Raw genomic sequence first — 24,741 nt, forward strand, 5'->3', positions numbered from 1 at the left:
CAAAAGTCCGGGCTGCATCGATATCCGCCGGAAAGTAGTTCGATTAAACCCAGCCTCCGCGGGGCAAAACAGGCACAGTTTTTCCAAAAGCACTGCAACAGTGCGGCGCCCGGCGCGCTCACTGTTTGGGCCACTGTTGGAGAGAAACCCGGCGAAACTGTGCCTGTCGCCCCGGCCGGGCCCATGGCAAGGTCTGAACAGGCCGGCGAATCGGCCACATAACAACAACACCCGGGAGAAGCACCATGACTGTATACCGACCCTTGCCGGCCCTCGCCGGTGCCCTGCTGGCGGGCCTGCTCGCCGGTTGCGGTGGCGATTCCAGCCACCACGGCGCACCGGCCAGCGTGGATCTGAGCGGCCTTGATCTGGAGCGCGCCGGGTACTGTGATCTGAGCGTGCCCGAGCAGTGCCTGTATCCGTTCCCCAATGACTACTTCACCCGCGCCGACGCCAGCGCCGACACCGGCCTGCGGGTTCACTTCGACCCTGCCGCCATGCCGGTGGCGCAGCCGGTGTCGGTGCCTGCCAGCGAACTCGCTCCCCAGGGCGTGCAAACCTCCGGCACCACGCCGGTGGCCCCTGGCGAGTGGAATCGCAACGATGGTTTCTCGCCGGGGGCGATGATCCAGACCCATGTAGCGGGCCTGGATCTGGCGCAAACCGGCGCGGTGGGAATTGGCGATATTTCCGCGTCCCTGGATCAAGACGCACCGATTCTGGTGATCGATGCGGACAGCGGCGAACGCCAGTTGATCTGGGCCGAACTGGACGCCAACGCCAGCGACCCGGCCCGCCAGGCGCTGATCATCCGGCCGGCCAGGAATCTGCTGGAGGGGCACCGTTATATCGTCGCCCTGCGCGCGCTGCGCGACGGCGACGGCGAGCTGGTCGCTCCCAGCGAGGTGTTTCGCGCCTATCGCGACGGTATCGATACCGGTGAAGAGAGCCTGGAAGCGCGCCGTGAACGGATGGAATCGCTGCTCCAGAACCTGGAAGACCACGGCGTGGCCCGCGATAACCTGGTGCAGGCCTGGGATTTCACCGTGGCCAGCCAGCGCAATCTTACCGAACGGCTGCTGCACATCCGCGATCAGGCGTTCGCCAGCCTGGGCGGCGGCGCGCCGGCGTTCACCATCACCGAGTCCGGGCCGCAAATCGAGGGCTCGGTACGCGGCGGCATCAGCCGTGGCATCACCGGCACCTTCGAAGTGCCCAACTATCTGAATCAGGCCGGCGGGCCGCCGGGATCGCGCTTCAACTACGACGGTGATACTGGCGTGGACGCCCTGCCGGCGCGTCTCAACGGCAACGATACGATGACCGCCCGCTTCCGTTGCCAGGTGCCGGACACCGCGGTGGCCAACTTCGACGACAACGGCGCCACGGTGACGCCGGCGCGCGCCGCGCTGTACGGCCACGGTCTGTTCGGCGAGGGCCCTGGCGGCGAGTTCCGCTCCGGCAATGTGCGCGCCATGCAGACCGAGCACAACGTGATGTTCTGCGCCACCGATTGGATCGGCATGGCCGAGGAGGATTACATCGCCGGGGTGATTCACAACATCCTGGCGGACATCTCCCTGATTCCCGAGCAGCTCGACCGCAGCCAGCAGGGCCTGCTCAATGCCATGTACCTGGCGGAGCTGCTGCAAAACCCGGCGGGCTTCGCCTCGGCGCCGGAGTTTCATGCCGCCAACGGCGATCTGGTTTATGACCCTTCCGAGGTGTTCTACGACGGCAACAGCCAGGGCGGCATTCTCGGCGGCGCGCTGGTGGCCACCGCGCCCAATATCGACCGTGGCGTGCTGGGCGTGCCGGGCAGCAACTACAGTTTGTTATTGCGCCGCTTCGGGCCGTTCCCGGAGCGCTTCGGCTTTATTCTTTACCAGGCCTACCCGGACGGTCTCGACCAGAGCCTGGTGCTGGGGCTGATGCAGATGCTCTGGGACCGCGCCGAGAACAACGGCTACCTGAGCCACCTGGCCGGGCATTTTCTGCCCAACACGCCCACCGACAAGCGTATTCTGCTGCACGTGGCGCTGGGCGATCATCAGGTGACCAACTGGAGTGCGGAGATCATGGCGCGCACCATCGGCGCGGCGATCCACGAGCCCACCGCGCGCCTCGGCGAGCACCCCGACGCCAACCCCTATTTCGCCATTGACCGCATTGAGCAATACCCCTATCACGGCAACGCCCTGATGGTGTGGGACTCGGGAGATTATGATCCGGTCAGCGGCCACGGCACGCCGTTCGCGCCGAGCAACAACACCGGCCCCACCGAGGGCGCCGACCCCCACGAGTCGCCGCGCAACACGGTGGCGGCGCGCCAGCAGAAGTCTGACTTTCTGAAAAGCGATGGCGTGGTCACCGACGTGTGCGCGGATCAACCCTGCCTCACCGACGACTACTCTGGCTTGTCGCGGCAGTAGCAGGAGGGCGAGGCGGCCATTTCGGTGGCCGTTTCGCCCAGCCAGGCGAGCGCCCGGCGGAGCCGCGCGGTGACCGGGCTGCCGGCGTTGATGCGCAAGTAGTCCGCGTGCTTGCCATCCAAAGAGAAGACGCCACCGGGAAACACATGAATGCCCTCGGCCGCGGCGCGGCGAAACAGCGCCACCGAATCCACTTGGCCGGGCAGCCGCAGCCACAGCACGCAGCCACCGGTTGGGCGGGTCAATCGGGTACCGGCGGGAAAATGCCGCACGATCTCGGCGGCGGTTTCGTTCACCTGCTCACGCAGATGCAGACGCAGCTCGCGCAGGTGCTGAGTGTAGAAACCGCTCTCCAAAAGCCGCCCCATCACGATCTGGCCCATTGATGTGGCGGTAATCGTGCTCAACTGCCTCAACTCGCGAAAGCGTTTCTGAAACCGCCCCGCCGCGGCCCAACCGATGCGCAAACCGGGCATCAGCGACTTGGAAAACGAGTTGCAGTAGATCACCAGCCCGGCGCGATCGAACGCTTTGGCCGGCACGGCACCCTCCTCGTAGACGGTGTCGCCCCAGACGTCGTTCTCGATCAGGGGAATCCCGTATTTTTCCGACAACACCACCAAGGCACGCTTGCGCTCCAGACTCATGGTAAAACCGAGCGGGTTTTGCGCGTTGGTGGCCACCATGCACGCGGACACCTCGCCCTTGGCGAACACCTGCTCCAGGGCTGAGAGGCTGATGCCGTGGCGCGGATGGGTGGGAATCTCCACCACCCGGCGCTGGTGCGTCTCGAGCAGCAGCAAGGCACCGTAGTAGGTAGGCGACTCCACCGCCACCGCGTCGCCAGGTTTGCTGACGCAACGCAGCGCCAGCGAGAGCCCTTCCATTGCGCCGCCGGTGACGATGATGTCGTCCGGCGTTATTGGCACTTCGTAGTTGAGGCTGCGGCGGGCCAGGTGGTGGGTGATCAGCGGGTGGCCGTTGGGGTGCATGTAGTCCCAAGCTTCCAGCGCGTGGTGGCGGGTGACGTCGCGAATCGTCTGCATCACCCGGTCCACCGGCTGCACCTCCGGGCCGGGCAGCGCGATGCCCAGGCGCATCATTTGCGGGTCGGCGTGCAACTCCATGTAGTGGAGTACCTCTTCGCTCAGCGACAGCTCCACTGGCAGCAGAGGGTAGCGTGAGCCGTCCGGCTCGGGAATGCCGTGGATGTCCGCGCTGCGCACATAGACGCCGCTCTGTGGACGGATTTCCAGATAGCCTTCCGCCTCAAGATGGCGGTAGCTCTGCATCACCGTGTTCACGCTCACCTGGAACAAGCCGCTCATGCGGCGCACCGAGGGCAGTTTCTGGCCCACGGCGAAGCTTCCTGCACCGATCTGTTCCAGCAGGCGCCGGCTGATGCGCTCATAAAGAAAGCGATCGTCGTTCACCGGATACACCCCGGGCCCCGCTCCGGGTGGCCCTTGTCTGGTTGTTATTCTGTGCCATTGCATTGTGCACCACCCTGGCACCAGGGTGCCCGGTGATTTGTAACATCCGCCCCGCCGGCCGGCGCCACAGGGGGTTTCTATTTAAGGCGCCGGCCTAGGGCTTGTTCACACTACTTGCATCCCGCCTGCGGGATGCAAGTAGTGTGAACAAGCCCTAATATCGGATACTGTGCCGCGACCACGGGCACTGGCACTGGCACTGGCACCGGCACTGGCACGGCGAACAGGCGAGACAATGATCAACTGGAACGGCATCGACACCGTATTGCTGGACATGGACGGCACCCTGCTGGATCTGCAGTTCGATAACTGGTTCTGGCAGCGCCATGTGCCCGAGCAATACGCGCGCATCAAAGGCCTGGACTACGCCGAAGCCGAGCGCGTGCTGCACGACTGGATCGGCAGCCACATGGGCACCCTGAACTGGTATTGCCTGGATTTCTGGACCCGCGAGCTGGGCATCGATGTCGCCGGCCTGAAACGCGCCGCCGCCGAACGCATCGCCGTGCGCCCCGGCGCCGAGACCTTTCTGCGCAGCCTGGCCGGCGGGCCGCGCCGGGTGATCATGGTCACCAACGCGCACCGCGACGCCCTTGATCTGAAATTGGAGCGCACCGGCATCGACCGCTACTTCGACGCCCTGGTGTCCAGCCACGATTACGGCCACGCCAAGGAAGCCCAGGCGTTCTGGCAAGCGCTGCTCGAACAGCACCCGTTCGACCCGGAGCGTGCTCTGCTGGTGGACGATTCCCTGCCGGTGCTGCACGCCGGGCGGCTGTTCGGCCTGGGCCACCTGGCCAGCATCCTTCAGCCGGATTCCAGCCTGCCCTGCCGCGCTCACACCGATCCGTTCCCGGCGATCGACGATTTCCACCGGGTGCTGCCGTGAGCGAGGGCACCCGCATCGATTCCTGGCTGTGGGCGGCGCGCTTCTTCAAGACCCGCAGCCTGGCCAAGCAGGCGGTGGAAGGCGGCAAGGTGCAGGTCGATGGCAGCAAGGCCAAACCCAGCAAAACGGTGCAGCCGGGCACCGAGCTGGAGATCCGCAAGGGCGAACAGAAGTGGACCGTGCGGGTCGAGGCACTGAGCAGCAAACGCGGCAGCGCCAGCATCGCCGAAACACTCTACCGCGAAACCGAGCAGAGCAAGGCGGCTCGGGAAAGCGCCGCCGAAAACCGCCGCCTGGGCCGCGCCGCCATGCCCACGCCGGACCACCGCCCCAACAAAAAGGAGCGCCGCGATCTGCAGCGTTTCCGCCGCGACCATGAAGGTGACCTTTGAGCAACGCCGATTTCAAACAACGTTTTCTGTTTCCCGATTCCGACGTGCGCGGTGAACTGGTGCGCCTGGAAGACAGCCTGGCGGCGATTCTCGGCGCCCATCAGTACCCGATGGCGGTGCAAGGCCTGGTCGGCGAGGCGGTGGCCGCCGTTGCCCTGCTTACCGGCACCCTCAAATTCCAGGGCCGGCTGAGCCTGCAGGCCCAGGGCCAGGGCCCGGTGTCGCTGCTGCTCGCCGAATGCACCCACGACGGCCAACTGCGCGCCCTGGCCCGGCACCGGGACGCCTCGGAGTTCGACAGCGCCGACCTCACCCGCCTGATTGGCGACGGCACCATGGTGATTACCATCACCCCGGACCAGGGCCGCCAATACCAGGGCATCGTGCCCCTGGAAGGCGACACCCTGGCCGCTTGTCTGGAGGCCTATTTCCGCCAGTCCGAACAGCTCGACACGCGCCTGTGGCTGGCCGCCGGCAACGGCCGCGCCGCCGGTTTGCTGCTGCAACGGCTGCCCGAACAGATCGCCGACAGCGAACACAACAAGGCCACCTGGCAGCACCTGGATGCCCTGGCCGGCACCCTGAAAATGGAAGAGCTGCTGGACCTGGACGCACAAACCGTGCTGCGCAGGCTGTTCCACGAAACCCCGCCGCGCCTGCCCGACGCGCAACCGCTGCGCTTAGGCTGCACCTGCTCACGCGAGCGCACCCGCAACGCGCTCTACTCGCTGGGCGCCGAGGAACTGCAAAATCTGCTCGACGAAGACGGCGGCGCCACCCTGACCTGCGATTTCTGCCTCTCCAGTGAACGCTTCGACGCCGTTGATCTGGCGGAGCTGATTCGGGAACGGCGGGACGCGGGGCGCTAGACGCTGGACGCTGGACGCTGGACGCCGGACGCTAAACCCTGGCTCGGAAAGGTTTGGCGTGTTTGCTGCCATGCCTTGGCAGAAAACACGCCAGGGGTAGCAGAACCGGGTTAAAGCGTCCGGCGTCAGGCGTCTAGCGTCAGGCGCCCCATGACCACCCAGTCACGCCCGCGTCGCCAGCGGCGCGCTTTTCTGTCATAATCGCGCGCCAGTCAGGGCCTCATGTGAGCGTCAACGAAGCCCTGAGGTGGGAAGCCACCGGCCCGGGACCACTCCCGGGAGTCGTCGCCCACAGCGCGCACGCCACCGGCAGTTATCCGCATCGCGAAACGCGAACTTCCGCAGGCCCGAGTGGCCCTACCAGAATGAGGAAGCTTCGTAGCTCGGCCACAAGCCCAGGAAGAACCAATGACCAGTCCCATGAATTACAACGACCTTAGCCCGGCCCAGCTTGTGGAGCTGGCCGTGCAACGCAACGAAGGCCGCCTGGCCGCCAATGGCTCCCTGGTGGTGGAAACCGGTCACCGCACCGGTCGCTCTCCGATGGATCGTTACGTCGTTGATGAGCCCAGCACCAGCGAGCATATCCATTGGGGCGCCATCAACCGCCCCATCGCTCCGGAAAAATTCGACGCCCTTTGGGATCGGGTCGCCGCGTTCGTCACCGACAGCGACACCTTTGTTTCCCACCTTCACGTGGGTGCCGACACCGATCATTACCTGCCGGTGAAAGTGACCGCCCAGACCGCCTGGCACAATCTGTTCGCCAACACCCTGTTTATCCGCCCGGAGAAGTACAACCCGCGCGACAAACAGGAATGGCAGATTCTGCACGCGGTCAACTTCCAGTGTGATCCGGAGCGCGACGGCACCAACTCCGACGGCTGCGTGATGCTCAACTTCGCCCAGCGTAAGGTGCTGATCGCCGGCATGCGCTACGCCGGCGAAATGAAGAAAGGCATGTTCTCGGTGCAGAACTTCCTGCTGCCCGAAAAAGACGTGCTGCCCATGCACTGCTCCGCCAATGTCGGCGAAGACGGCGACGTGGCCCTGTTCTTCGGCCTCTCCGGCACCGGCAAAACCACCCTCTCCGCCGACCCGGACCGTTACCTGATTGGTGACGACGAGCACGGCTGGGGCAAGGACGTGGTGTTCAACATCGAAGGCGGTTGCTACGCCAAGTGCATCGACCTGAGCCAGAAAAACGAGCCGATCATCTGGGACGCCATCCGTTTCGGCGCGGTGCTGGAAAACGTCATCATTAATGACGAAAGCCGCCTGCCCGATTACGCCGACGTGTCCCTGACCGAGAACACCCGCGCCGCCTACCCGCTGGAGAACATCGACAAGCGGGTGATGGAAAACCGTGCCGGCGAGCCCAAGCATGTGATCTTCCTGACCTGCGATCTGACCGGCGTGCTGCCGCCGGTGTCGCGGCTCACCCACGAAGGCGCGGCTTACCACTTTCTGAGCGGCTACACCGCTTTGGTGGGCTCCACCGAGGTGGGCGCCGGCAAAGGCATCAAAAGCACTTTCTCCACCTGCTTCGGCGCACCGTTCTTCCCACGCCGCGCCGGCGAATACGCCGAGCTGCTGATCAAGCGGGTCAAGGAATTCGGCTCCAAGGTCTATCTGGTCAATACCGGCTGGACCGGTGGCCCGTATGGCGAAGGCGAACGCTTCAGCATTCCCACCACCCGTTCGGTGATTGATGCGATCCTCAGCGGTGAGCTGGACGACGCGGAAACCGAGCATCTGGCCATCATTAACCTGGATGTGCCCAAGGCCGTTCCCGGCGTTGACAGCACCCTGCTGCGGCCCAAGAACACCTGGGCCAACCCAGAGAACTACGAAGCCAGCGCCCGCAGCCTGGCCGAACAATTCGAGAAAAACTTCGCCGAGAAATACGCGGACGTCTCCGACGACATCCGCGCGGCCGGGCCGACCTCGGCCTGAGCCGGCAACGGCTGCAAAAAAACCGCCTTCGGGCGGTTTTTTTTGGCTTGCATGCTGGCATCCCCCCTCTCCCCAACCCCTCTCCCGCCAGGGGAGAGGGGCTAAAACACATACCGCCCGGAAACGCCCCTTTTCTTCTCCACACCGCCTTTCTGGAGCGTCCCCTCTCCCCTTGCGGGAGAGGGGCAGGGAGAGGGGCGTGCAAGCATCCCAGTCATCTGCCCACTTGAAACGCGGGCGCGGCCCAGACGGTGCGGGAGTGGCCGCCATCGTCGGCGAGGGGCTAAAACACACACCGCCCGGAAACGCCCCCTTTTCTCCTCCACACCGCCTTTCTGGAGCGTCCCCTCTCCCCTTGCGGGAGAGGGACAGGGAGAGGGGCGGGCAAGCATCCCAGTCATCTGCCCACCTGAAACGCGGCCGCGGCCCAGCCGGTGCGGGAGTGGCCGCCATCGTCGGCGAGCGGTTGCCCGCCGGTGATGACCCGGTCGGCGCTGCCGTATTGCAGCCAGGTTTGCGTCGGCACCCGGTGGGCCGGCGGTTTGCTGTAGTCGCAGACGCCGTCGGGGAACACCTCCGCTACCTGGGCGGCGAAGCCTTCCGGGTTAAGGATGCCGGTGAGCAGGTTGACCGGGTAATCGGTCGGGTCCACCGGCCTGAGCTGACACTTATTGGTGAGCGTGGTGATGGCGTCGCCGGCGATGGTGCGTGGGGTGCCGAAGCGGGTTTGCACCAGGGTCTGTTGCAGGCGGGCGACCGCGTCGGTGAGCGGCGTCAGCAGGTCGCCGATCTGGCCGGGCAGGCCGAGGGCGGCGAGATCCAGGCCACACACCTGGCTGGTGAGCGCGTCCACCACCACGCCGGCTTGCGGGGGCGGCGGCGGCAACAGGGAAAGATCAAGCCCGGGAAGAATCGGGTCGGGGTAAAGCAGGTTGCCGGTGAACGGCACGATGGGGCCATCCGCGCCCAGCAGGGACGACACCGACAGGCACCGGTCGCGGGCTTGGATCGGCTTGTTGGTGAGCACCTTTTCAGCAATCGGGGCGTCGCTCTGGTCGGCTTCGATGTCCGCCAGCCAGCGGTCCATTACCAGCAGCGCCTCGGTGGTGTAGACGGTGTCGCCGGCCAGGGGAAAAGCGCCGAACCAGATCACCTGGTTGTCGGAATAGCCCTGGGTCTGCTCCAGCCGCGCGCGCATTTGCCAGGAGTGGTAGGCGTCGTGGGCGATGCCCGGGTCCGGCCCGCGCAGGTCGATGATGGCCAGGTTGGCGAGGTGCTCGGCGGTGTTGATGGCGCCGGAGCGGTAGGCATTTTCCAGAGCCTGAGGGTCGGCCCGGGTGCGCTCGGGCTGATAGTCGATGTCCACGTTAAAGCCGCCGATCTCGCGGTTCACCCTGAGGAACTGCTGCCCGCTGATGGCGCCGTCTTGCAGCGCTTTCAGGCCGTATTGCACGCCTTCGTTGTCCAGCGGAATGCCGGTGAAACCGCGCCCCAGCGTCTGTTCGTTGAGCGACCACACCGACTGCTCCCGAGTACCGAACTGATTGACCATGTAATCGATCAAGCCACAGCGCAGCCCGTCCGGCCGGGTCACCGGGTCATACACGTCAATGCCTTCAGCCAGCCCGGGGCATTCCGCCTGGTCCGGGTAGGCGGAGGGGAAGAACGCCAGGTCCGAGACAATCGGGTTGAGCGGCAGGTGGCCATAAAACGCGGTCCACTGGGCCACGGGGATCACCCCGGAGGTGAGCAGAGAAGTGATCACCGAAAGGAAATCCTGCGGCCCGGTGGGGATCTGGTTACCAAAGTATTGGCTGAGCAGATTGTAATCGGCGAACTGGGTGGCGGTGGTCCAGGCGTCCGGGTAGGAGCACTGCACGATGATGCCCTGGTAGATGCCCGGGTAAGCGTTGGCGATGTGCTGCTGGGCAATGGCGCCACCGGAGCAGCCGGTGCCGATGGTGTAGCGCAGCTCGCCGTATTGCTCGACGATGCGCTCCTTGGCCATCATCAGCGATTCGGCGGCGGTCACCAGATTGACGTTGTGGCCCAGGTTGGCCTGGGCGGAGGAGAGGGTGATAAAGCCGCGCCCCAGGGCCACCGTGATGCTGTCGCCAAGCAGCAGCTCGGCGCCTTCCGGGGCGGTGCCGGCGATGTCGCCATTGGGCGGCTCACCGGGGCCGTAGCTGACGCCCACGTTGCCGCCGTGATGAATCAGCAGCTTGTGGTTCCACTGCGGCTGCGGATGCAGCGCGTTCCATTCCTGATCCGGTTGATACAGCGCCATGATCTGGTAGCGGTCGCGGTTCTGCACGCCGGTTTCCACGCGCACGATGAACGGCACCTCCACGCCCTGGTCGGTGGTGACCCGGGCGATCACGTCGGCGGCGGGAGGGTTGGCCGGGTCGTAGGGCAACAGGGCGCCGGGCAGGCCCGGGTTGATCGGGTCGAAATTGGTGATCAGCGCTTGCAGCTTGTTGGCCGGCACATACTTGAAGCTGTACTCCGGGCTCTGGTTGCACTGGGCGTCCACGGCGGCGGCGTTGGTGCAGGTCCAGGGCTGGATCTGCGGGCCGGAGAACACCGGGCCGCCGTTGGGGTGGTTGATCACGGTGCGGCGCAGCACGGAGCGGTCCGCCAGCTGCACGGCGAGGGTATTCTCGCCCAGCGCCAGGCCGTCGATCAGACCTTTCAGGGAGCCTTCGCCGGTGGCCGACAGCCGCGCCGAAACGTCGCGCTCACCCACGGTCATCGAGGCACCGTCCAGCAGCGCCGGATCGTCGGCCACCACTTCCACCAGAACATCGCCACCGCTGATCAGGTCGGCGCGGTTGGAGAGCACACGAATCTCGCCGTCGCCGGCCACCGGATCGGTGGGGGTCGGTTCCGAGGGGTCCGGATCGCGCGGGCCCGGGTCGCCGCCGGAGGACGATCCACCGCCGCCGCCGCAAGCGCCCAGTAACACGGCCAGAGAAACAACAGCACAAGCATGAACCAGCTTCATTATTATTCTCCCGTCGCCGGGCGGGGACGGCCCCGGCGGTTGGCAAACGACAAAGGGGCGTTACATAACCGCCGGGCCAGTGGCGGGAGGTTATGCACACTATTGATTGTCGTCGCCGCCGCCGGTAACCGCTGTTAGCGACTGGTTGTCGGCTGGTGTCCTGTGTAATACCAATATTGAACGTTTGTACCAAACTGACCGGGTTCTGTAACCGCTCGCCCCGGGCTCAGCCTTGCTGGCGCAGGATAAAGCGCTGGATCTTGCCGCTCGGGGTTTTCGGCAACGCCTCGACGAACGCCACCTCACGGGGGTAGGCATGGGCCGAGAGCCGCTCGCGCACGTGCTGCTGAAGCTCCCGAGCCAGCTCCTCGCTGGCGCTGAAGCGCTCGCCGAGCACCACGAACGCCTTCACCAATTCGGTGCGCTCCGGGTCCGGCTTGCCGACCACCGCCGCTTCCACCACCGAGGGGTGTTCGATCAACGCGCTTTCCACATCGAACGGGCCAACCCGGTAACCGGAAGTGGTGATCACGTCGTCGCTGCGGCCGACGAAACTGATGCTGCCGTCGGTGTTCAGTTCCACCGTGTCGCCACTTAAATAGTAGTCGCCCTGGAAGGCCTTCTGCGGCGCCGCCGGATAGCCGGGAAACCAGAACAATGGCGAGCGTGGGCAGTCCACCGCCAGAATGCCCGGGGTCTCGGCGGGCAGTTCCTGGCCCTGTTCATCCACCACCACCACCCGGTGGCCGGGCACCGCGTAGTCGGCGGCGCCGATGCGCACCGGGTGCTCCAGCTCGTGGTGATTGCACAGCACCATGCCCAGTTCGGTCTGGCCGTAGTGATCGTGAATGGTCACGCCCAGCGCGCGGTCGAACCAGCGGATCACTTCCGGGGTGAGCGGTTCACCGGCGCTGCTGACCGCGCGCAGGCGGCCTTTGAGCGCGTTTTCCACCCGCTCGCCCCCGGCCATCAGCAGGCGGAACGCGGTGGGCGAGCCGGCCAGATTGGTGATCCGGTAGCGCTCGACCACCCGGCAGGTGCTTTCCACGGTGAAGGGGCCGTCGTAGAAGGTGGTCGGGCAACCCAGCGACAACGGCCCGGTGACCGCGTAATAGAGCCCGTAGGCCCAGCCCGGATCGGCCAGATTCCAGAACGCGTCCTGCCGCCGCAACCCCACCGCCTCGGTCATGTAACCCTTGAACGCGAGAATCGCCTTGAGCGGCACCGGCACCGCCTTGGGCAGGCCGGTGGTGCCGGAGGTGAACATCATCAGAAACGGGTCCTCGGCGCCGCGCATCACCGGCTCGAAGGTGTCCGCCGCCTGCTCCAGCTCCGCCCAGAAACTGAAATCACCACGCCGCACGCCTTCGCCCTTCGGGCCGGCCACGGTAAGCACCGCCGGCACCGTGTCCAGGCCGTCCAGTTTGGCGCGGTTGGCGCCGTCGGTGACCACCACCTTGCTGCCGGCGATGTCCAGACGGTGGCCAATGGCCTTGGGCCCGAAGGCGGTGAACAACGGCTGATACACGGCGCCCAGGCGCCAGGTGCCGAGGATGGTAATCAGCAGTTCCACGCGGCGCGGCAGCAGCCCGGACACGCAATCGCCGGCGCGCACGCCTTGGCCGTGCAGAAAGTCGGCGAAGCGTGCCGACCAGCGTTGCAGTTCATCGAAGGTATAGCGCTCGCGAGCGCCGCTCTCGCCTTCCCAGAACAGCGCGATGCGCCCGGGCAACGCGTGTCGGTCGCAACATTCCACGCAGGCGTTCAGGCTGTGCAGGGAGCCGGCCAGGTTGGCGTCGGCGAACGTCTGGTAATCGAAGCCGTCGGCGGCCTGTTGATAGTCACGCATAAAAACTCTCCATGGCAATTCACGGCGGTGAATTGCCGTTTGTTATTGGTCTCCGCTGAGCTCTTCAATGCTCACTTCACGCATGCGGAATTTCTGAATTTTTCCGGTGACCGTCATCGGGAAATCTTCCACGAAACGGAAATGGCGGGGCACTTTGAAATGGGCGATACGGTCCTTGCAGAACGCTTTCAACGCGTCAGCGTCCACCGTTTCGCCGGGATGAAGCTTCACCCAGGCCACGATTTCCTCGCCGTATTTCTGGTCGGGAATGCCGATCACCTGCACATCGGCCACCGCCGGGTGGGTGTAGAAAAACTCCTCCACTTCGCGGGGATAAACGTTTTCGCCACCGCGAATGATCATGTCCTTGCTGCGCCCGACGATCTTCACGTAACCGGCGTCGTCCATCTGCGCCAGGTCGCCGGTGTGCATCCACCCCTCGGCATCAAGGCTCTCGGCGGTGGCTTTGTCGTTGTGCCAATAGCCGAGCATGACGCTGTAGCCGCGCGTGCACAGCTCACCGATCTCACCACGCGGCAGCGGCTCGCCGTGCGCATCGATGATCTTGCTTTCCAGGTGCGGCTGGGTGCGGCCAACCGTGGTCACGCGCAATTCCAGATCGTCATCCGGGCCGGTTTGCAGCGACACCGGGCTGGTCTCGGTCATGCCGTAGGCGATCTGCACTTCCGCCATGTTCATCTCGCTGATGACTTTCTTCATCACCTCAATCGGACAGGTGGTGCCGGCCATGATGCCGGTGCGCAGGGTGCTCAGATCAAACGCTTCCTCGCGCAACAGATCCAACTCGGCGATGAACATGGTGGGCACGCCATACAGCGCCGTGGCGCCTTCTTCGGCCACCGCCTCCAGGGCCGCGCGCGGCTCGAAGCCGGCGGACGGGTAGATCATGGTGGCGCCGTGGGTGACGCAACCGAGGTTGCCCATCACCATGCCAAAACAGTGGTACAGCGGCACCGGAATCACCAGCCGGTCGTGCTCGCTGAGCCCCAGGCTCTCGCCGACCAGGTAGCCGTTGTTGAGGATATTGCGATGGCTGAGGGTGGCGCCCTTGGGAAAACCGGTGGTGCCGGAGGTGTACTGAATATTGATGGCCTGATCGGCGCTCAGCCCACTCTGGCGCTCTCGCAACCGCGCCACCGGAGTGCGCTCCGCCAGCCGCGCCAGCTCCGCCCAGGCCAGAAAACCCGCCGGCGGCCGCGGTGCCAGACTGATCAGCCCGCGCAACAGCGGCAGCCGCTCGCTGTTCAGCGAGCCCGGCTGTGCCGCCGCCAGCTCCGGCAGAAGCTGATTGAGCATGCCGTGGTAGTCGGAGGTCTTGAAGGTGTCCGCGCACACCAGCCAGGCGCAGCCGGACTGCTTAAGCGCGTATTCCAGCTCGCTGACCCGATACGAAGGATTGATGGTCACCAGAATGGCGCCCACCTTGGCGCTGGCGAATTGCACGATGCACCATTGCGCGCAATTGGGCGCCCAGATGCCCAGGCGATCCCCTGGGGCCACGCCCAGCGCGATCAGCGCCCGCGCGCATTGATCGACCTGCTCGCCCAGTTCGGCCCAGCTGTAGCGCGCATCCTGGTGGCGCGACACCAGCGCTTCGCGCTCGGCGAAGGCGGCGACGGTGGCGTCAAAGGCGGCGCCGATGGTGTCGTTGAGCAGCGGCTTGTCACTCTGGCCGCGGGTGTAGGAGGGCTGCATGGACATGCTCCTGTGTTTGTTATCGGTATCGGCGCTGGCACCGGCCTCCATGTTGACGTTAACGTAAAGGTCAATTCAAGCACCGGGCTCTCAGACTTAGGTCTACAATACGCCCACACGCCGTGGCGCGCCGAGCACTGCACGAATCGGCGTGAACCACTACACTGCGCGCTTTACCTGAAAGGAGTCTCCCGATGAGCAAACCCAGGATTGTGGTGGTCGGCGGCGGCGCCGGCGGGCTGCCTCTGGTCACCCAGCTTGGCCGCAAACTGGGCAAGTACGGACGGGCGGACATTACCCTGGTGGACCCCAGCAACATGCACGTCTGGAAGCCGCGCTTCCATGAGGTGGCCACCGGCGCCATCGACGCCGACCTGGACGCGGTGGACTACCGTGCCCACGCGCGCCTCAACCATTACCGGTTCGAACCCGGCACCATGACGCGCCTGGACGAAACCGAACAAGAGGTCGTGCTGGCGCCGTATTGCGACAAGCACGGCGAACAGGTGCTGCCGGAGCGCCGCCTGCCCTACGATTACCTGGTGATCGCGGTGGGCAGCCAGAGCAACGATTTCGGCACCCCGGGGGTGCGCGAGCATTGTCTGTTCATGGACACACGGGTGCAGGCGGAACGCTTTCGCGAGCGCTTTCTGAACACCTGCCTGCACGCCAACTACCGCGACGAGCCGGTGTCGGTGGCGATTGTCGGCGGCGGCGCCACCGGCGTGGAACTGGCCGCGGAAATCCACCATGCGGTGTCCATGCTCAAGCTCTATGGCCACGACCAACTGGATCGCAAACAGCTTAACGTCACCGTGGTGGAAGCGATGTCACGCATTTTGCCGGGTCTGCCGGAGCGCGTGTCCGAAGGCGCCCGCAAGCGCCTGGAAGCACTCGGCGTAAAAGTGCGCACCGATGTGATGGTCGGCGAAGCCACCGCCCACGCCCTGGTCACCAAAGACGGCGAGACCCTGGCGGCGGATCTGCTGGTGTGGGCGGCTGGCGTTAAAGCCCCGGCCTTTCTCGGTGAACTGGGCCTGCCGGTGAACCGCATCAACCAGATCGAGGTGGAACCGACCCTGCTGGCCCGGGGCCGTGACAACATTTTCGTGATCGGCGACTGCGCCTTTTTCAAACCCGAAGGCGAGGACAAACCGATTCCCCCCCGCGCCCAATCCGCCCAGCAGATGGCCCACCAGACCGCCCGCAATCTCAACCGCCTGCTGATGCACCGCGAGGCGAAGCCGTTCGAGTACAAGGACCGGGGCTCGCTGGTGTCGCTGTCCGGTTACAGTTCGGTGGGCATGCTGATGGGCAACCTCAAAGGCGGCAACTTCTTCGTCGAAGGCTGGCTCGCCCGCCTCATGTACGTGGGCCTGTACCGCATGCACCAGGCCGCGCTCTACGGCTGGCCGCGCACCATTTTGTTGCTCACCGCCGGCCGCTTCAGCCGCCTGGTGCGGCCGAGGTTGAAGTTGCATTGAATCAGAGAGTTGAAAGTTGAAGGTTAAAAGTTAAAAAGCGGCGTCAGTTCCCTTTTAACTTTTAACTTTTAACTTTCAACTCAACCACTCTCGACCACTCTCAACCTGGCCTCTTCGCACCGCCTTCCCCGTCCTCGTAACCGCCTCAAACCTCCCCCCGATTATCCAGTTCCACCGCTTCGTGCATGCGTTCTAGCAGGTCGGGGACGGCGGCTTGGACGCGGTTCCAGCTGGGAATGAAGGGTTTGTCGCTGGGTGATTCCAGGAAGGTGCGGCCGGCTTCCATCAGGTTGCTGGCGAACAGCTCCACCGCTTGCTCCTCGCTGTGCCGGTCCAGGGTCAGGCCGTTCATCATGGCGTCGTTGTAGTAGGTTTCGATCAGGTCCAGGGCCATGCGGTAGTAGGTGGCCTTGATGGTGCGGAAGCTTTCGCTGCTGATCTGCACGCCCAGGGTGGCGAGCTTGCGGTAAAGCGCCTTGGCGATGTCCAGGCTCATGCGGTTGAGGCCGGCGGCCGGGTCTTCCTCGGAGACCGGCTGGTGCTTGTGGTCGTAGACGTCGGCGATGTCGACCTGGCACAGGCGCTTGGTGGAGTAATTGCGGTGCACCTCGGAAAGCACGCCGATCTCCAGCCCCCAGTCACTGGGAATGCGAATGCCATCGAGCACGTCGGTGCGCATGGAGAATTCCCCCGACAGCGGATAACGGAAGCTGTCCAGGTAATCCAGATAGGGCAGCGGCCCGAAAATCTGTTTCAGGGCGCGCAGCAGCGGCGTCACCATCAACCGGGCCACGCGACCGTTGAGCTTACCGTCGGCGATGCGCGGGTAATAACCCTTGCAGAATTCATAATTGAAGTGCGGGTTGGCGACCGGGTAGATCAGCCGCGCCAGCAGGCCGCGCTCGTAGGTGACGATGTCGCAATCGTGCAAGGCCACCGCCTCGGTGCGCCGCGAGGCTTGCACGTAGCCGCTGCAGTACCACACGTTGCGCCCCTTGCCGGGCTCCTGCGGGGAAATGTCTTCCGCTTCCAGTTCCGCGTGCAGCGCTTGCAGGCGGGGGCCGTCGTTCCAGAGAATCCGGTGGTGCTGGGGCAGACGGGAAAAGAAGTCGCGGGCAAACAGAAACTGCTCCCGATCGGCGCGATCCAGACCGATCACGATCTCATTGAGGTAAGGCACGCGCGCCAGTTCATCGACGATGTGCGACAACGCCGGGCCTTCCAACTCGGAGAACAACGACGGCAGAATCAGGCCCATGGGCCGGCGCCGGGCGAAGCGCACCAGGTCCTGTTCCAGTTCCTCCACGCTGCGCTGATTGAGATTGTGAAAGTTGGTGATGATGCCGTTCTGGTAAAAGTCGCTCATAGCGGCGTCTCCGCAAGCCAGTGATCCAGCCCCTCGGCCCATCCCCGTGGGCCGGGCAACCGGGTTCGATACAAAGCCGGGTTGTTGATCGTGACCGGGTGCGAATGCTCGCCGCGAATCAGCACCGCCTGGTCTACCACGTCGAGAAAGGGCTGGTCGTTGGGGCCGTCGCCCAGGCCCAGGGTCAGCGGCGCCCGGCCGTGCAGGGCGGTAAAGCGCTCGGTCAGCCAGTGCACGGCGCGGCCTTTATCGACCTGCCCCATCACATGCCAGAAACGCCCGCCCCGGGTCAGCGTCAGGCCCTGCCCGGCCAGCGCCTCGCGGAAGTCCGCCAGCGCCGGGTCGCGGTCTTCCCAAATCAGCGGTTCGCTGCCTTCACGGGCACGGGCACGTTCCGCCGCGGCGCGCGGCAGGCCGGTCAAGGCCATCACCTCGCCCATCGGCAATTCGCCGAAGCGGCGGAATTTCACGGCCAGGCGACGGCGCACCTGATCCAGACGCTGGCGCAGGGTGGCCACATCCAGCCCCGGCGTTCGTATCCATAATCCACTGTCGGCGGCGGCCACTTCGCCCAGCGCCGCATCGCACCAGGCTGCGGGCAACCCGATCACGGCACCGTTCTCAGCCACGAACGGCGACGCCTGTAACGCCAGGGCGGCGCGCAGATCCAACAGCTCGGCGCGGGTTGTGCTGGTCACCGGAATCACCGCCACGCCGGCGGCGGCGAGCCGCGCCAGCCACGGCTCCGCCGTTGACCAGTTGTAGTCATAATGGTCGAGCAGCGAGCCATCCAGGTCGGTAAAAACCAAACGCGGCGTGATACTCATGGTGATCCTTAACGTGGCGGCCCTCGGGCCGGAAAGGCGCGCAGTGTTTTTATATAGCCAACAACGGCGAGAGAAAGAGAAGCATCCACCGCCATCGTTAACAAAATTTTGCGCACCTGGTGTCGCCAACGCTTCATCATGCGCGCCCCACCTTCGCTTGCAAGAACGGCGCCACGGCCCTTGAACCGGACCGCGCTCGGAGCGAAGCTGGTCCACGCATCCACCAACGCAACGGGCGACACCGCCCGGTACGCGGGCGACTCACACACGGAAGGGAGAGGGAAGATGGCGGTGTTTACCGGTTGGATTCTGGTATTGATCGGCCTGGTATTGGGGGTTGGCGGCATCTGGCTGGCCAGCCTGGGCGGCAGCCTTTATTACATCGCCGCGGCGATCGGTTTCCTGCTCAGCGGGGCGCTGCTGGCGATGCGCCGCCCCGGCGCCCTGTGGATTTACGCCCTGCTGATTCTCGGCACCGGCGTGTGGGCCTACTGGGAAGTGGGCCTGGATTGGTGGGCCCTGGTACCGCGTGGCGTGGTGATCGTGGCGATCGGCATCTGGCTGCTGATGCCCTGGATCACCCGCGGGGTGAACGCCCGCCGCCGCCAGCCGGTGCCCTGGGGCATCGCCGCCGGCCCGCTGGCTCTGATGGTGGTAGCGGCGGCGGTGATGGCACTGCTGTCGCTGCGCGCCGACCCCCACGATCTGGCCGGTGAACTGCCGGCCGCCGCCGGCGACGCCTCCGTGCAGGACAGCGTGCCCGCCGGTGAATGGCACGCCTACGGGCGCACCGGCCACGGCCAGCGCTACTCGCCCCTGGATCAGATCACCCCCGACAACGTCGACCAACTCAAGCAGGCCTGGGTCTATCACACCGGTGACGTGCGTGGCGACGGCGACCCGGTGGAAACCACCTATGAAGTGACGCCGCTGAAGATCGACGACACCGTCTACCTGTGCACCCCGCACCATCAGGTGATTGCCCTGAACGCGGACAGCGGTGAACAGCGCTGGAAATTCGACCCTGAGATCGATAAAGACATCAGCCGCCAGCACCAGACCTGCCGGGGTGTCTCGTATTTTCCCGGCCATGACCAGCCCGGCGTCGTCACCCGCAGCGGCGACATCAGCCATGAAGGCGAAGCGATGGTGGCCGCCACCGGCGAAGCGGACAGCGCCGCCGATCACGGCGGCGCCTTCTGCCAGCGGCGGCTGTACCTGCCCACCGCCGACGCCCGCCTGATCGCCCTGGACCTGAACACCGGCAAACGCTGCGCCGACTTCGGCGACCACGGCGAAGTGAATCTGTGGGCCAACATGCCCAATCAGAAAGACGGCTTTTATTACTCCACCTCGCCGCCGGTGATCACCGAAAACCTGATCGTGATCGGCGGCGCGGTGAACGACAACGTCTCCACCCATGAGCCCTCCGGCGTGGTGCGCGCCTACGACGTGGACACCGGCGAGCTGGTCTGGAACTGGGATTCGGGCAACCCGGACCAGACCGCGCCGATCGCCGAGGGCGACACCTACACCGCCAGCACGCCCAACAGCTGGTCAATCTCCAGCGTCGATGAAGAGCTGGGCATGGTGTACGTGCCGATGGGCAACGAAGTGCCTGATCAGTGGGGCGAGAATCGCAACCCGGCGGGCACCCGTTTTTCCTCCTCGGTGGTGGCGCTGGATCTGAAAACCGGCCAGGTGCGCTGGGTATTCCAGACCGTGCACCATGACCTGTGGGACATGGACGTGCCGGCCCAGCCGACCCTGATCGACCTGGACACCGAGCAGGGCAAGGTCCCGGCGCTGGTGCAGCCCACCAAACAGGGCGACCTGTACGTGCTCGACCGCCGCACCGGCAAGCCGATCGTGCCGGTCACCGAGGAGCCGGCGCCCAAGAGTCAGGGCTACCAGGGCAAACTCAGCGCCACCCAACCGACCTCGGCATTGACCTTCAACCCGCCGCCGTTGCGGGAAAAAGACATGTGGGGCGGCACCCTGTTCGACCAGTTGATCTGCCGCATCCAGTTCCACAACCTCAACTACCAGGGCCGCTTCACGCCTCCCTCCGAAAGAGGCAGCCTGATTTATCCGGGCAACTTCGGCGTCTTCAACTGGGGCGGCGTGGCGGTGGACCCGGTGCGCCAGGTGGCCTTCAACACGCCGGCGTACCTGGCGTTCGTTTCCACCCTGGTGCCCCGCGAAGACGACAGCACGCATTACGTATCCAAAGGGAAACCCGGGCTCAATGAAAACTTCGGCGCGCCCTACGCGGTGGAACTGAAACCGTTCCTATCGCCGCTCGGCCTGCCCTGCCAGCAACCGCCCTGGGGCTATGTGGCCGGCGCCAACCTGCGCACCGGCGAAGTGGTGTGGCGGCACCGCAACGGCACCGTGCGCGACCGTTCGCCGATCCCCCTGCCCTTTAAAATGGGTGTGCCAGATCTCGGCGGGCCGCTGATGACCGCCGGCGGCGTCGCCTTTATCAGCGGCACCATCGATTACTTCGTGCGCGCCTACGACGTCACCAGCGGCGAACAACTCTGGGAAAGCCGCCTCCCCGCCGGCGGCCAGGCCACCCCAATGACCTACCAGAACAGCGACGGCGACCAGATGCTGCTGGTGGTCGCCGGCGGCCACGGCTCGCTGGGCACCCAGGCCGGTGACGCGGTGATTGCGTATAAGCTGAAATAGAAAGCGCTGGCGCGCGGCACGCCTTGCGCTGCGCGCAACACGCAGCACGTACCTAGCGTGAAGCGTGCCAGCGCCGTTGTCTTTCATATAGACTGGTCCACTTATTTCCCACCGGAGAGAACCATGGGCGCGGCTCCCAAACATCGCGATGGCATTGTGCGAGCGGCGGTGACGCTGTTTCGCAAGCGCGGCTACGCCGCCACCGGGGTGAACGACATTCTCGCCGCCAGTGGCGCGCCGAAGGGGTCGTTTTACCACTACTTTCCCCAGGGCAAGGAACAACTGGGGGAAGAGGCGGTGCGCAGGGCCAGCGAGACAGTGATTTCCACGCTGCGCCAGCTCAGCGGCGAGGTGAAGGGCAGTGCCGCGGTGGTGCGCGCCTACGGCAGGCTGCTCGGCGACTGGATGGAGCAATCCGCGTTCAGCGATGGCTGCCCAATTACCACCACCCTGCTGGAGACCACGCCGCAATCGCCACGGCTCAGTGCCGCCGGCAAGAGCGCCTTCCACGGTTGGCGCGGCGAGCTGGAAGCGTTACTCGGCGCCGATGGCATCGCCCCGCCGCACCGCGCCGGGCTCGCTTCGCTGGTGGTGTCGGCCTGGGAAGGCGCGCTGATCCAGGCCCGGGTGGAGGGCCATCGTGGCCCGCTGGATGACGCCAGCGATTATCTGGCCGATCTGATTGAACATCACCGCAGCGGTTCCTGAGCCGGTGCATGGAAGGAACGGTCTTGAGTTTAAATTATATAGACCGGTCTACATCAACATGAGATGCTCAATCGACCCGATCACCGTTGAGGACCTTCCCATGACCGATGCCCACCTTCCCGAGGGGTTCCACCCCCACACCCGCCACAGCGGTTTGACCGCCCCCTGGGAACCGATTTATGCCCGCCATGACGCGCCGGGTTTGACCCTGGCGATCCGCGCCGGCGGCGCCCACACCAACAGCCGTGGCTTCGTCCACGGCGGTCTGATTTCGGCGCTGGCGGACAACGCCATGGGGCTGAGTTGCATTGATGGCGAGCGGCCGCCCGCCGGGCTGGTGACGGTGAGCCTGAGTGTGGATTTCGTGGGTACCGCGCGCACCGGCCAGTGGCTGGAAGTGCGCGCCAGCGCCATCAAAAGTGGCCGCTCGCTGAGCTTCGCCCAAGCGCTGGTAGTCAGCGATGGTCAGGTCTGCGCCCGCGCCAGCGGCGTGTTCAAAGCCCTGGCCCCGCCAGCCTGATACCGCGGGAGACCGACCACACTTCGCGCTACGCGCAACACGCTGCACGCTGCACGCTAAAACAGGTGCCAGCGGACCCAGCCTGTTGCATGAAGCGTGAAGCGTGTTGCGTGTTGCGTGTTGCGTGTACTCAAAGGGTCACATTGAGCATCGCCCCGGCCACCCAGGCGTCGTCGATCCGGTTGTTGGCGCCGGGGTGGACGATGTATTGCAGGTTGGGGCGCACCGCCAGCCACGGCGTGAGCTGAAAGCCGTAATAGAGTTCCGCGTTCCATTCCTCGCCCTGGGGCGGCACGTACCCTGGCGCGCCGGGGCCGGGCAGGCCAATGTTGCCGGCGGTGGCCTGGTCCACATAGGGCTCGCCGACGCGCGCATAGGCCAAGCCAATGCCGGCGTCGTCGTGGGGGCGGGCGTCGAACGGCCCGCTCCAGGTGGCACCGGTGGAGACGTAGCGCTCCACGTAGGCGGTGCGTTCGTCGTTCCAGGTGCCCTGCACGAACAGCGACAGGCCGCGATCACGGTCACCGGCACGCCGGGTCACCTGCTGCTGGATCACGAACCAGGCGCCGTACCGCCGGCCGCCATCGCGGTAGTCTGGCGTGTCGGCGCTGCTGTAATAGGCGCCGATTTTGTATTTGCCGGGCAGGCCGCCGAGGCCGTGTTCGGGCTCCCAGCCCAATTCCAGCGGCGCGATCACCCCCTGGCTGCCGTGGTTGTACAGGTCCAGGCCGTTGTCCGGGTCCAGGTTTTCCGGGTTCAGATCAAACACCCCCGCGAGCAGATAAGTCTCATTGGCGCCGGCCAGCCGCGCCTGGGCCGCCCACTGGGACACTGGCCAGTTGTACCAGATTTCCCCGGCCTGATTGCCCGGCTGGCTGGCGCCCAGAAACAGGTTCTGGAAGCCGGTGTCGAGGGTGGCGAAGTCGTCGCTCAGCGGAATCCGCCCGACCTTCACGGTCAGCCCGCCGTCGAGGAACCGCTGTTGGTACCAGAACTGGGTGAGGCGGGTAACGTTGCCCCGCCCGTAGACCTCCTGCACCGAGGAGACCTGACCACTGGCCGGGTCCACCAGGCGCTCGGCGGTGAGGTCCTCGCCGTTGCGGTTGGTGAGGGTGATCTGCAACAGGGCGTCGCGGAGACCAAACAGTTTGTCCAGGTCGAGGGTGGCGCCCAGGGCGAACTGATCGGCGTAGGCCAGTTTGTGATCGCGGTCGAATCCGCCATCCAGGTTGTAGGCCGATTCCGAGGTGTAACCCAGATCCACGGCAACGCCGTCGCGTTTGAGATCGTCACGCAGCCCGCCCCAGTCGCCCAGCAGGTAATCGCCTTGCGGGTCCAGCGGCGCGGCGGCATGGACGCTGCCGGCCAGGGCCGCCAACAGCAGGGCCAAAGCGGGGGCGCGATCAATCGGCGAAGACGAGCGGGTCCGTTCCATGGGGTAATCCTCCTGACCGATAAGACTCCGCCCGGATGAAGAGCACGTCAACCATGGCGGTGGGCGCGATGGCACGGAGCCGATACACTGCCAGGGGAATCCACACGAGGCACAAAGGAATGCGAGGATCACAGGGATGAAAGAGAAGGCGCTGTACTGGTTCGGGGTGGTGAAGACGGCGATCACTCTGTGGCTGGACCGCAGCGCCATCATCTACGCCGGCGCGCTGGCCTTCTTCACCCTGTTTTCGATCGCGCCGGTGGTGATTCTGGCGGTGCAGGTGATCGGCCTGGTGATCAGCACCGACACCGCCATGACCCAAATCATGGAGCAGCTCACCGCCACCGTCGGCCCGGACGCCGCCCGCGCGGTGGCCGAAGCGGTGCAACGCACTCAGCTTGATCGCAGCGGCATCGTGCCCACCCTGATCGGCCTGGGCGCCATGATCGTCGGCGCCACCACCGTGTTCGCGCAGATGCAGCGCTCGCTGAACAACATCTGGGACATCGCCCCCAAGCCCACCCGCAATACCATCCTGGCGCTGCTAAAGAGCCGGCTGACCTCGTTGACGGTAGTGCTCTCAATCGGCTTCGTGCTTCTTGTGTCGTTGTTCCTGAGCGTGGTGCTGCAGTCGATCATGGTGTTCGCCCAGGACTGGCTGCCGGTGCCCGGCGGCCTGGCGGTGGCGCTGGAAACCCTGATTTCGGTGGCGGTGGTGACCTTGCTGTTCGCCACCATTTTCCGGGTGCTGCCCGACGCCCGGCTCAGCTTCCGGGATGTGTTCTCCGGCGCGCTGGTCACCGCCTTGCTGTTTATTGTCGGCCGTTTCCTGATCGCGCTGTATTTGTCGCACACCGCCACCGCCTCCACCTACGGCGCCGCCGGGTCGCTGGTGCTGTTGCTGCTGTGGGTGTACTACTCGTCGCTGATTCTGCTGTTCGGCGCCGCCTTCACCCGCGCCCACACCGAGGCGCGCGGCATTCACATTCGCCCCAATCGCACCGCCGTGCGGGTGCACAAAAGCCTGATGGAAGACTGAACCGCGAACAGCGCAGGGCGGAACCGGCCTCGCCCTCGCCGCTCCAACCCTTATTGCCGACAACCCTG

17 protein-coding genes are annotated in these 24,741 nt (G+C 65.2%); 10 read left to right on the top strand and 7 right to left on the bottom strand.

Going from position 1 to position 24,741, the window contains the following annotated elements; translation table 11 throughout:
- The first annotated feature begins 245 nt into the window (after positions 1-245).
- Entirely contained in the window at positions 246-2,432 is a 2,187-nt protein-coding gene (locus CGS25_RS09585; RefSeq protein ID WP_101675322.1) for a hypothetical protein, read from the top strand.
- On the opposite strand, the gene CGS25_RS09590 is transcribed toward CGS25_RS09585, so the two are convergent.
- The gene (locus CGS25_RS09590; protein ID WP_101675350.1) at positions 2,408-3,865 is read right to left on the bottom strand and encodes an aminotransferase-like domain-containing protein; all 1,458 of its coding nucleotides are present in this window, start codon (positions 3,863-3,865) and stop codon (positions 2,408-2,410) included. The genes CGS25_RS09585 and CGS25_RS09590 overlap by 25 nt on opposite strands.
- A gap of 295 nt (positions 3,866-4,160) precedes the next feature.
- Here CGS25_RS09590 and yrfG point away from each other — a divergent pair, with 295 nt between their 5' ends.
- The 4 genes from yrfG (at position 4,161) to CGS25_RS09610 (ending at position 8,031) form a co-directional block, all read left to right on the top strand.
- Positions 4,161-4,814 (top strand): GMP/IMP nucleotidase, encoded by a 654-nt coding sequence (gene yrfG / locus CGS25_RS09595; protein WP_089034316.1) that lies wholly within the window; start codon positions 4,161-4,163, stop codon positions 4,812-4,814.
- Positions 4,811-5,206 carry an RNA-binding S4 domain-containing protein gene (locus CGS25_RS09600; protein ID WP_101675323.1) on the top strand — a complete coding sequence of 132 codons (396 nt, stop codon included), beginning with the start codon at positions 4,811-4,813 and terminating at the stop codon, positions 5,204-5,206. The genes yrfG and CGS25_RS09600 overlap by 4 nt, the downstream gene beginning before the upstream one ends.
- Positions 5,203-6,075 carry an Hsp33 family molecular chaperone HslO gene (gene hslO / locus CGS25_RS09605; protein ID WP_101675324.1) on the top strand — a complete coding sequence of 291 codons (873 nt, stop codon included), beginning with the start codon at positions 5,203-5,205 and terminating at the stop codon, positions 6,073-6,075. Before CGS25_RS09600 ends, hslO begins: the two co-directional genes overlap by 4 nt.
- Positions 6,076-6,483: 408 nt before the next feature.
- Positions 6,484-8,031 (top strand): phosphoenolpyruvate carboxykinase, encoded by a 1,548-nt coding sequence (locus tag CGS25_RS09610; protein ID WP_101675325.1) that lies wholly within the window; start codon positions 6,484-6,486, stop codon positions 8,029-8,031.
- 397 nt (positions 8,032-8,428) lie between these two features.
- Here the strand turns inward: CGS25_RS09610 and CGS25_RS09615 are convergent, their stop codons facing one another.
- From CGS25_RS09615 to CGS25_RS09625, 3 genes are all read right to left on the bottom strand, one after another.
- Positions 8,429-11,035, bottom strand: a complete 2,607-nt coding sequence (locus tag CGS25_RS09615) for a DUF6351 family protein (protein ID WP_101675326.1) — start codon at positions 11,033-11,035, stop codon at positions 8,429-8,431.
- 226 nt (positions 11,036-11,261) lie between these two features.
- Entirely contained in the window at positions 11,262-12,884 is a 1,623-nt protein-coding gene (locus CGS25_RS09620; RefSeq protein WP_101675327.1) for an AMP-binding protein, read from the bottom strand.
- A gap of 42 nt (positions 12,885-12,926) precedes the next feature.
- Positions 12,927-14,606 carry an AMP-binding protein gene (locus CGS25_RS09625; protein WP_101675351.1) on the bottom strand — a complete coding sequence of 560 codons (1,680 nt, stop codon included), beginning with the start codon at positions 14,604-14,606 and terminating at the stop codon, positions 12,927-12,929.
- A gap of 188 nt (positions 14,607-14,794) precedes the next feature.
- On the opposite strand from CGS25_RS09625, the gene CGS25_RS09630 reads away from it, so the two are divergent.
- Positions 14,795-16,084, top strand: coding sequence for an NAD(P)/FAD-dependent oxidoreductase (locus tag CGS25_RS09630; protein WP_089034310.1), 1,290 nt, complete (start codon positions 14,795-14,797; stop codon positions 16,082-16,084).
- Positions 16,085-16,229: 145 nt separating this feature from the next.
- Here CGS25_RS09630 and CGS25_RS09635 read toward each other — a convergent pair whose 3' ends face one another.
- Together CGS25_RS09635 and CGS25_RS09640 are read right to left on the bottom strand one after the other, a co-directional pair.
- Positions 16,230-17,450 carry a glycosyltransferase family protein gene (locus tag CGS25_RS09635; protein WP_089034309.1) on the bottom strand — a complete coding sequence of 407 codons (1,221 nt, stop codon included), beginning with the start codon at positions 17,448-17,450 and terminating at the stop codon, positions 16,230-16,232.
- Positions 17,447-18,277 (bottom strand): HAD-IIB family hydrolase, encoded by an 831-nt coding sequence (locus CGS25_RS09640; RefSeq protein ID WP_101675328.1) that lies wholly within the window; start codon positions 18,275-18,277, stop codon positions 17,447-17,449. Before CGS25_RS09640 ends, CGS25_RS09635 begins: the two co-directional genes overlap by 4 nt.
- A 285-nt stretch (positions 18,278-18,562) precedes the next feature.
- Here CGS25_RS09640 and CGS25_RS09645 point away from each other — a divergent pair, with 285 nt between their 5' ends.
- From CGS25_RS09645 to CGS25_RS09655, 3 genes are all read left to right on the top strand, one after another.
- Positions 18,563-20,971, top strand: a complete 2,409-nt coding sequence (locus CGS25_RS09645) for a glucose/quinate/shikimate family membrane-bound PQQ-dependent dehydrogenase (protein WP_101675329.1) — start codon at positions 18,563-18,565, stop codon at positions 20,969-20,971.
- Positions 20,972-21,094: 123 nt separating this feature from the next.
- Complete coding sequence (locus tag CGS25_RS09650) at positions 21,095-21,679, top strand: TetR/AcrR family transcriptional regulator (protein ID WP_101675330.1); 585 nt, start codon at positions 21,095-21,097, stop codon at positions 21,677-21,679.
- 100 nt (positions 21,680-21,779) lie between these two features.
- The gene (locus CGS25_RS09655; RefSeq protein ID WP_089034305.1) at positions 21,780-22,199 is read left to right on the top strand and encodes a PaaI family thioesterase; all 420 of its coding nucleotides are present in this window, start codon (positions 21,780-21,782) and stop codon (positions 22,197-22,199) included.
- Between the two features lie 130 nt (positions 22,200-22,329).
- Here CGS25_RS09655 and CGS25_RS09660 read toward each other — a convergent pair whose 3' ends face one another.
- A complete protein-coding gene (locus CGS25_RS09660; RefSeq protein ID WP_157933804.1) occupies positions 22,330-23,634 on the bottom strand; it encodes a carbohydrate porin in 1,305 nt (434 codons plus the stop codon).
- A 136-nt stretch (positions 23,635-23,770) separates the two neighbouring features.
- On the opposite strand from CGS25_RS09660, the gene CGS25_RS09665 reads away from it, so the two are divergent.
- Positions 23,771-24,673 (top strand): YihY/virulence factor BrkB family protein, encoded by a 903-nt coding sequence (locus CGS25_RS09665; RefSeq protein ID WP_089034304.1) that lies wholly within the window; start codon positions 23,771-23,773, stop codon positions 24,671-24,673.
- The last annotated feature ends 68 nt before the right edge of the window (positions 24,674-24,741 follow it).

The sequence above is a fragment of the Alloalcanivorax mobilis genome (assembly GCF_002864685.1).
GTDB lineage: Bacteria > Pseudomonadota > Gammaproteobacteria > Pseudomonadales > Alcanivoracaceae > Alloalcanivorax > Alloalcanivorax mobilis.

Bases quoted from the DNA above. Each gene is read 5' to 3' on its own strand.
- CGS25_RS09660 (WP_157933804.1), bottom strand. From the start codon at position 23,634: ATGGAACGGACCCGCTCGTCTTCGCCGATTGATCGCGCCCCCGCTTTG.
- CGS25_RS09655 (WP_089034305.1), top strand. From the start codon at position 21,780: ATGACCGATGCCCACCTTCCCGAGGGGTTCCACCCCCACACCCGCCAC.
- CGS25_RS09665 (WP_089034304.1), top strand. From the start codon at position 23,771: ATGAAAGAGAAGGCGCTGTACTGGTTCGGGGTGGTGAAGACGGCGATC.
- CGS25_RS09585 (WP_101675322.1), top strand. From the start codon at position 246: ATGACTGTATACCGACCCTTGCCGGCCCTCGCCGGTGCCCTGCTGGCG.
- CGS25_RS09615 (WP_101675326.1), bottom strand. From the start codon at position 11,035: ATGAAGCTGGTTCATGCTTGTGCTGTTGTTTCTCTGGCCGTGTTACTG.
- CGS25_RS09640 (WP_101675328.1), bottom strand. From the start codon at position 18,277: ATGAGTATCACGCCGCGTTTGGTTTTTACCGACCTGGATGGCTCGCTG.
- CGS25_RS09635 (WP_089034309.1), bottom strand. From the start codon at position 17,450: ATGAGCGACTTTTACCAGAACGGCATCATCACCAACTTTCACAATCTC.
- CGS25_RS09610 (WP_101675325.1), top strand. From the start codon at position 6,484: ATGACCAGTCCCATGAATTACAACGACCTTAGCCCGGCCCAGCTTGTG.
- CGS25_RS09620 (WP_101675327.1), bottom strand. From the start codon at position 12,884: ATGCGTGACTATCAACAGGCCGCCGACGGCTTCGATTACCAGACGTTC.
- yrfG (WP_089034316.1), top strand. From the start codon at position 4,161: ATGATCAACTGGAACGGCATCGACACCGTATTGCTGGACATGGACGGC.
- CGS25_RS09645 (WP_101675329.1), top strand. From the start codon at position 18,563: ATGGCGGTGTTTACCGGTTGGATTCTGGTATTGATCGGCCTGGTATTG.
- CGS25_RS09650 (WP_101675330.1), top strand. From the start codon at position 21,095: ATGGGCGCGGCTCCCAAACATCGCGATGGCATTGTGCGAGCGGCGGTG.
- CGS25_RS09625 (WP_101675351.1), bottom strand. From the start codon at position 14,606: ATGTCCATGCAGCCCTCCTACACCCGCGGCCAGAGTGACAAGCCGCTG.
- CGS25_RS09630 (WP_089034310.1), top strand. From the start codon at position 14,795: ATGAGCAAACCCAGGATTGTGGTGGTCGGCGGCGGCGCCGGCGGGCTG.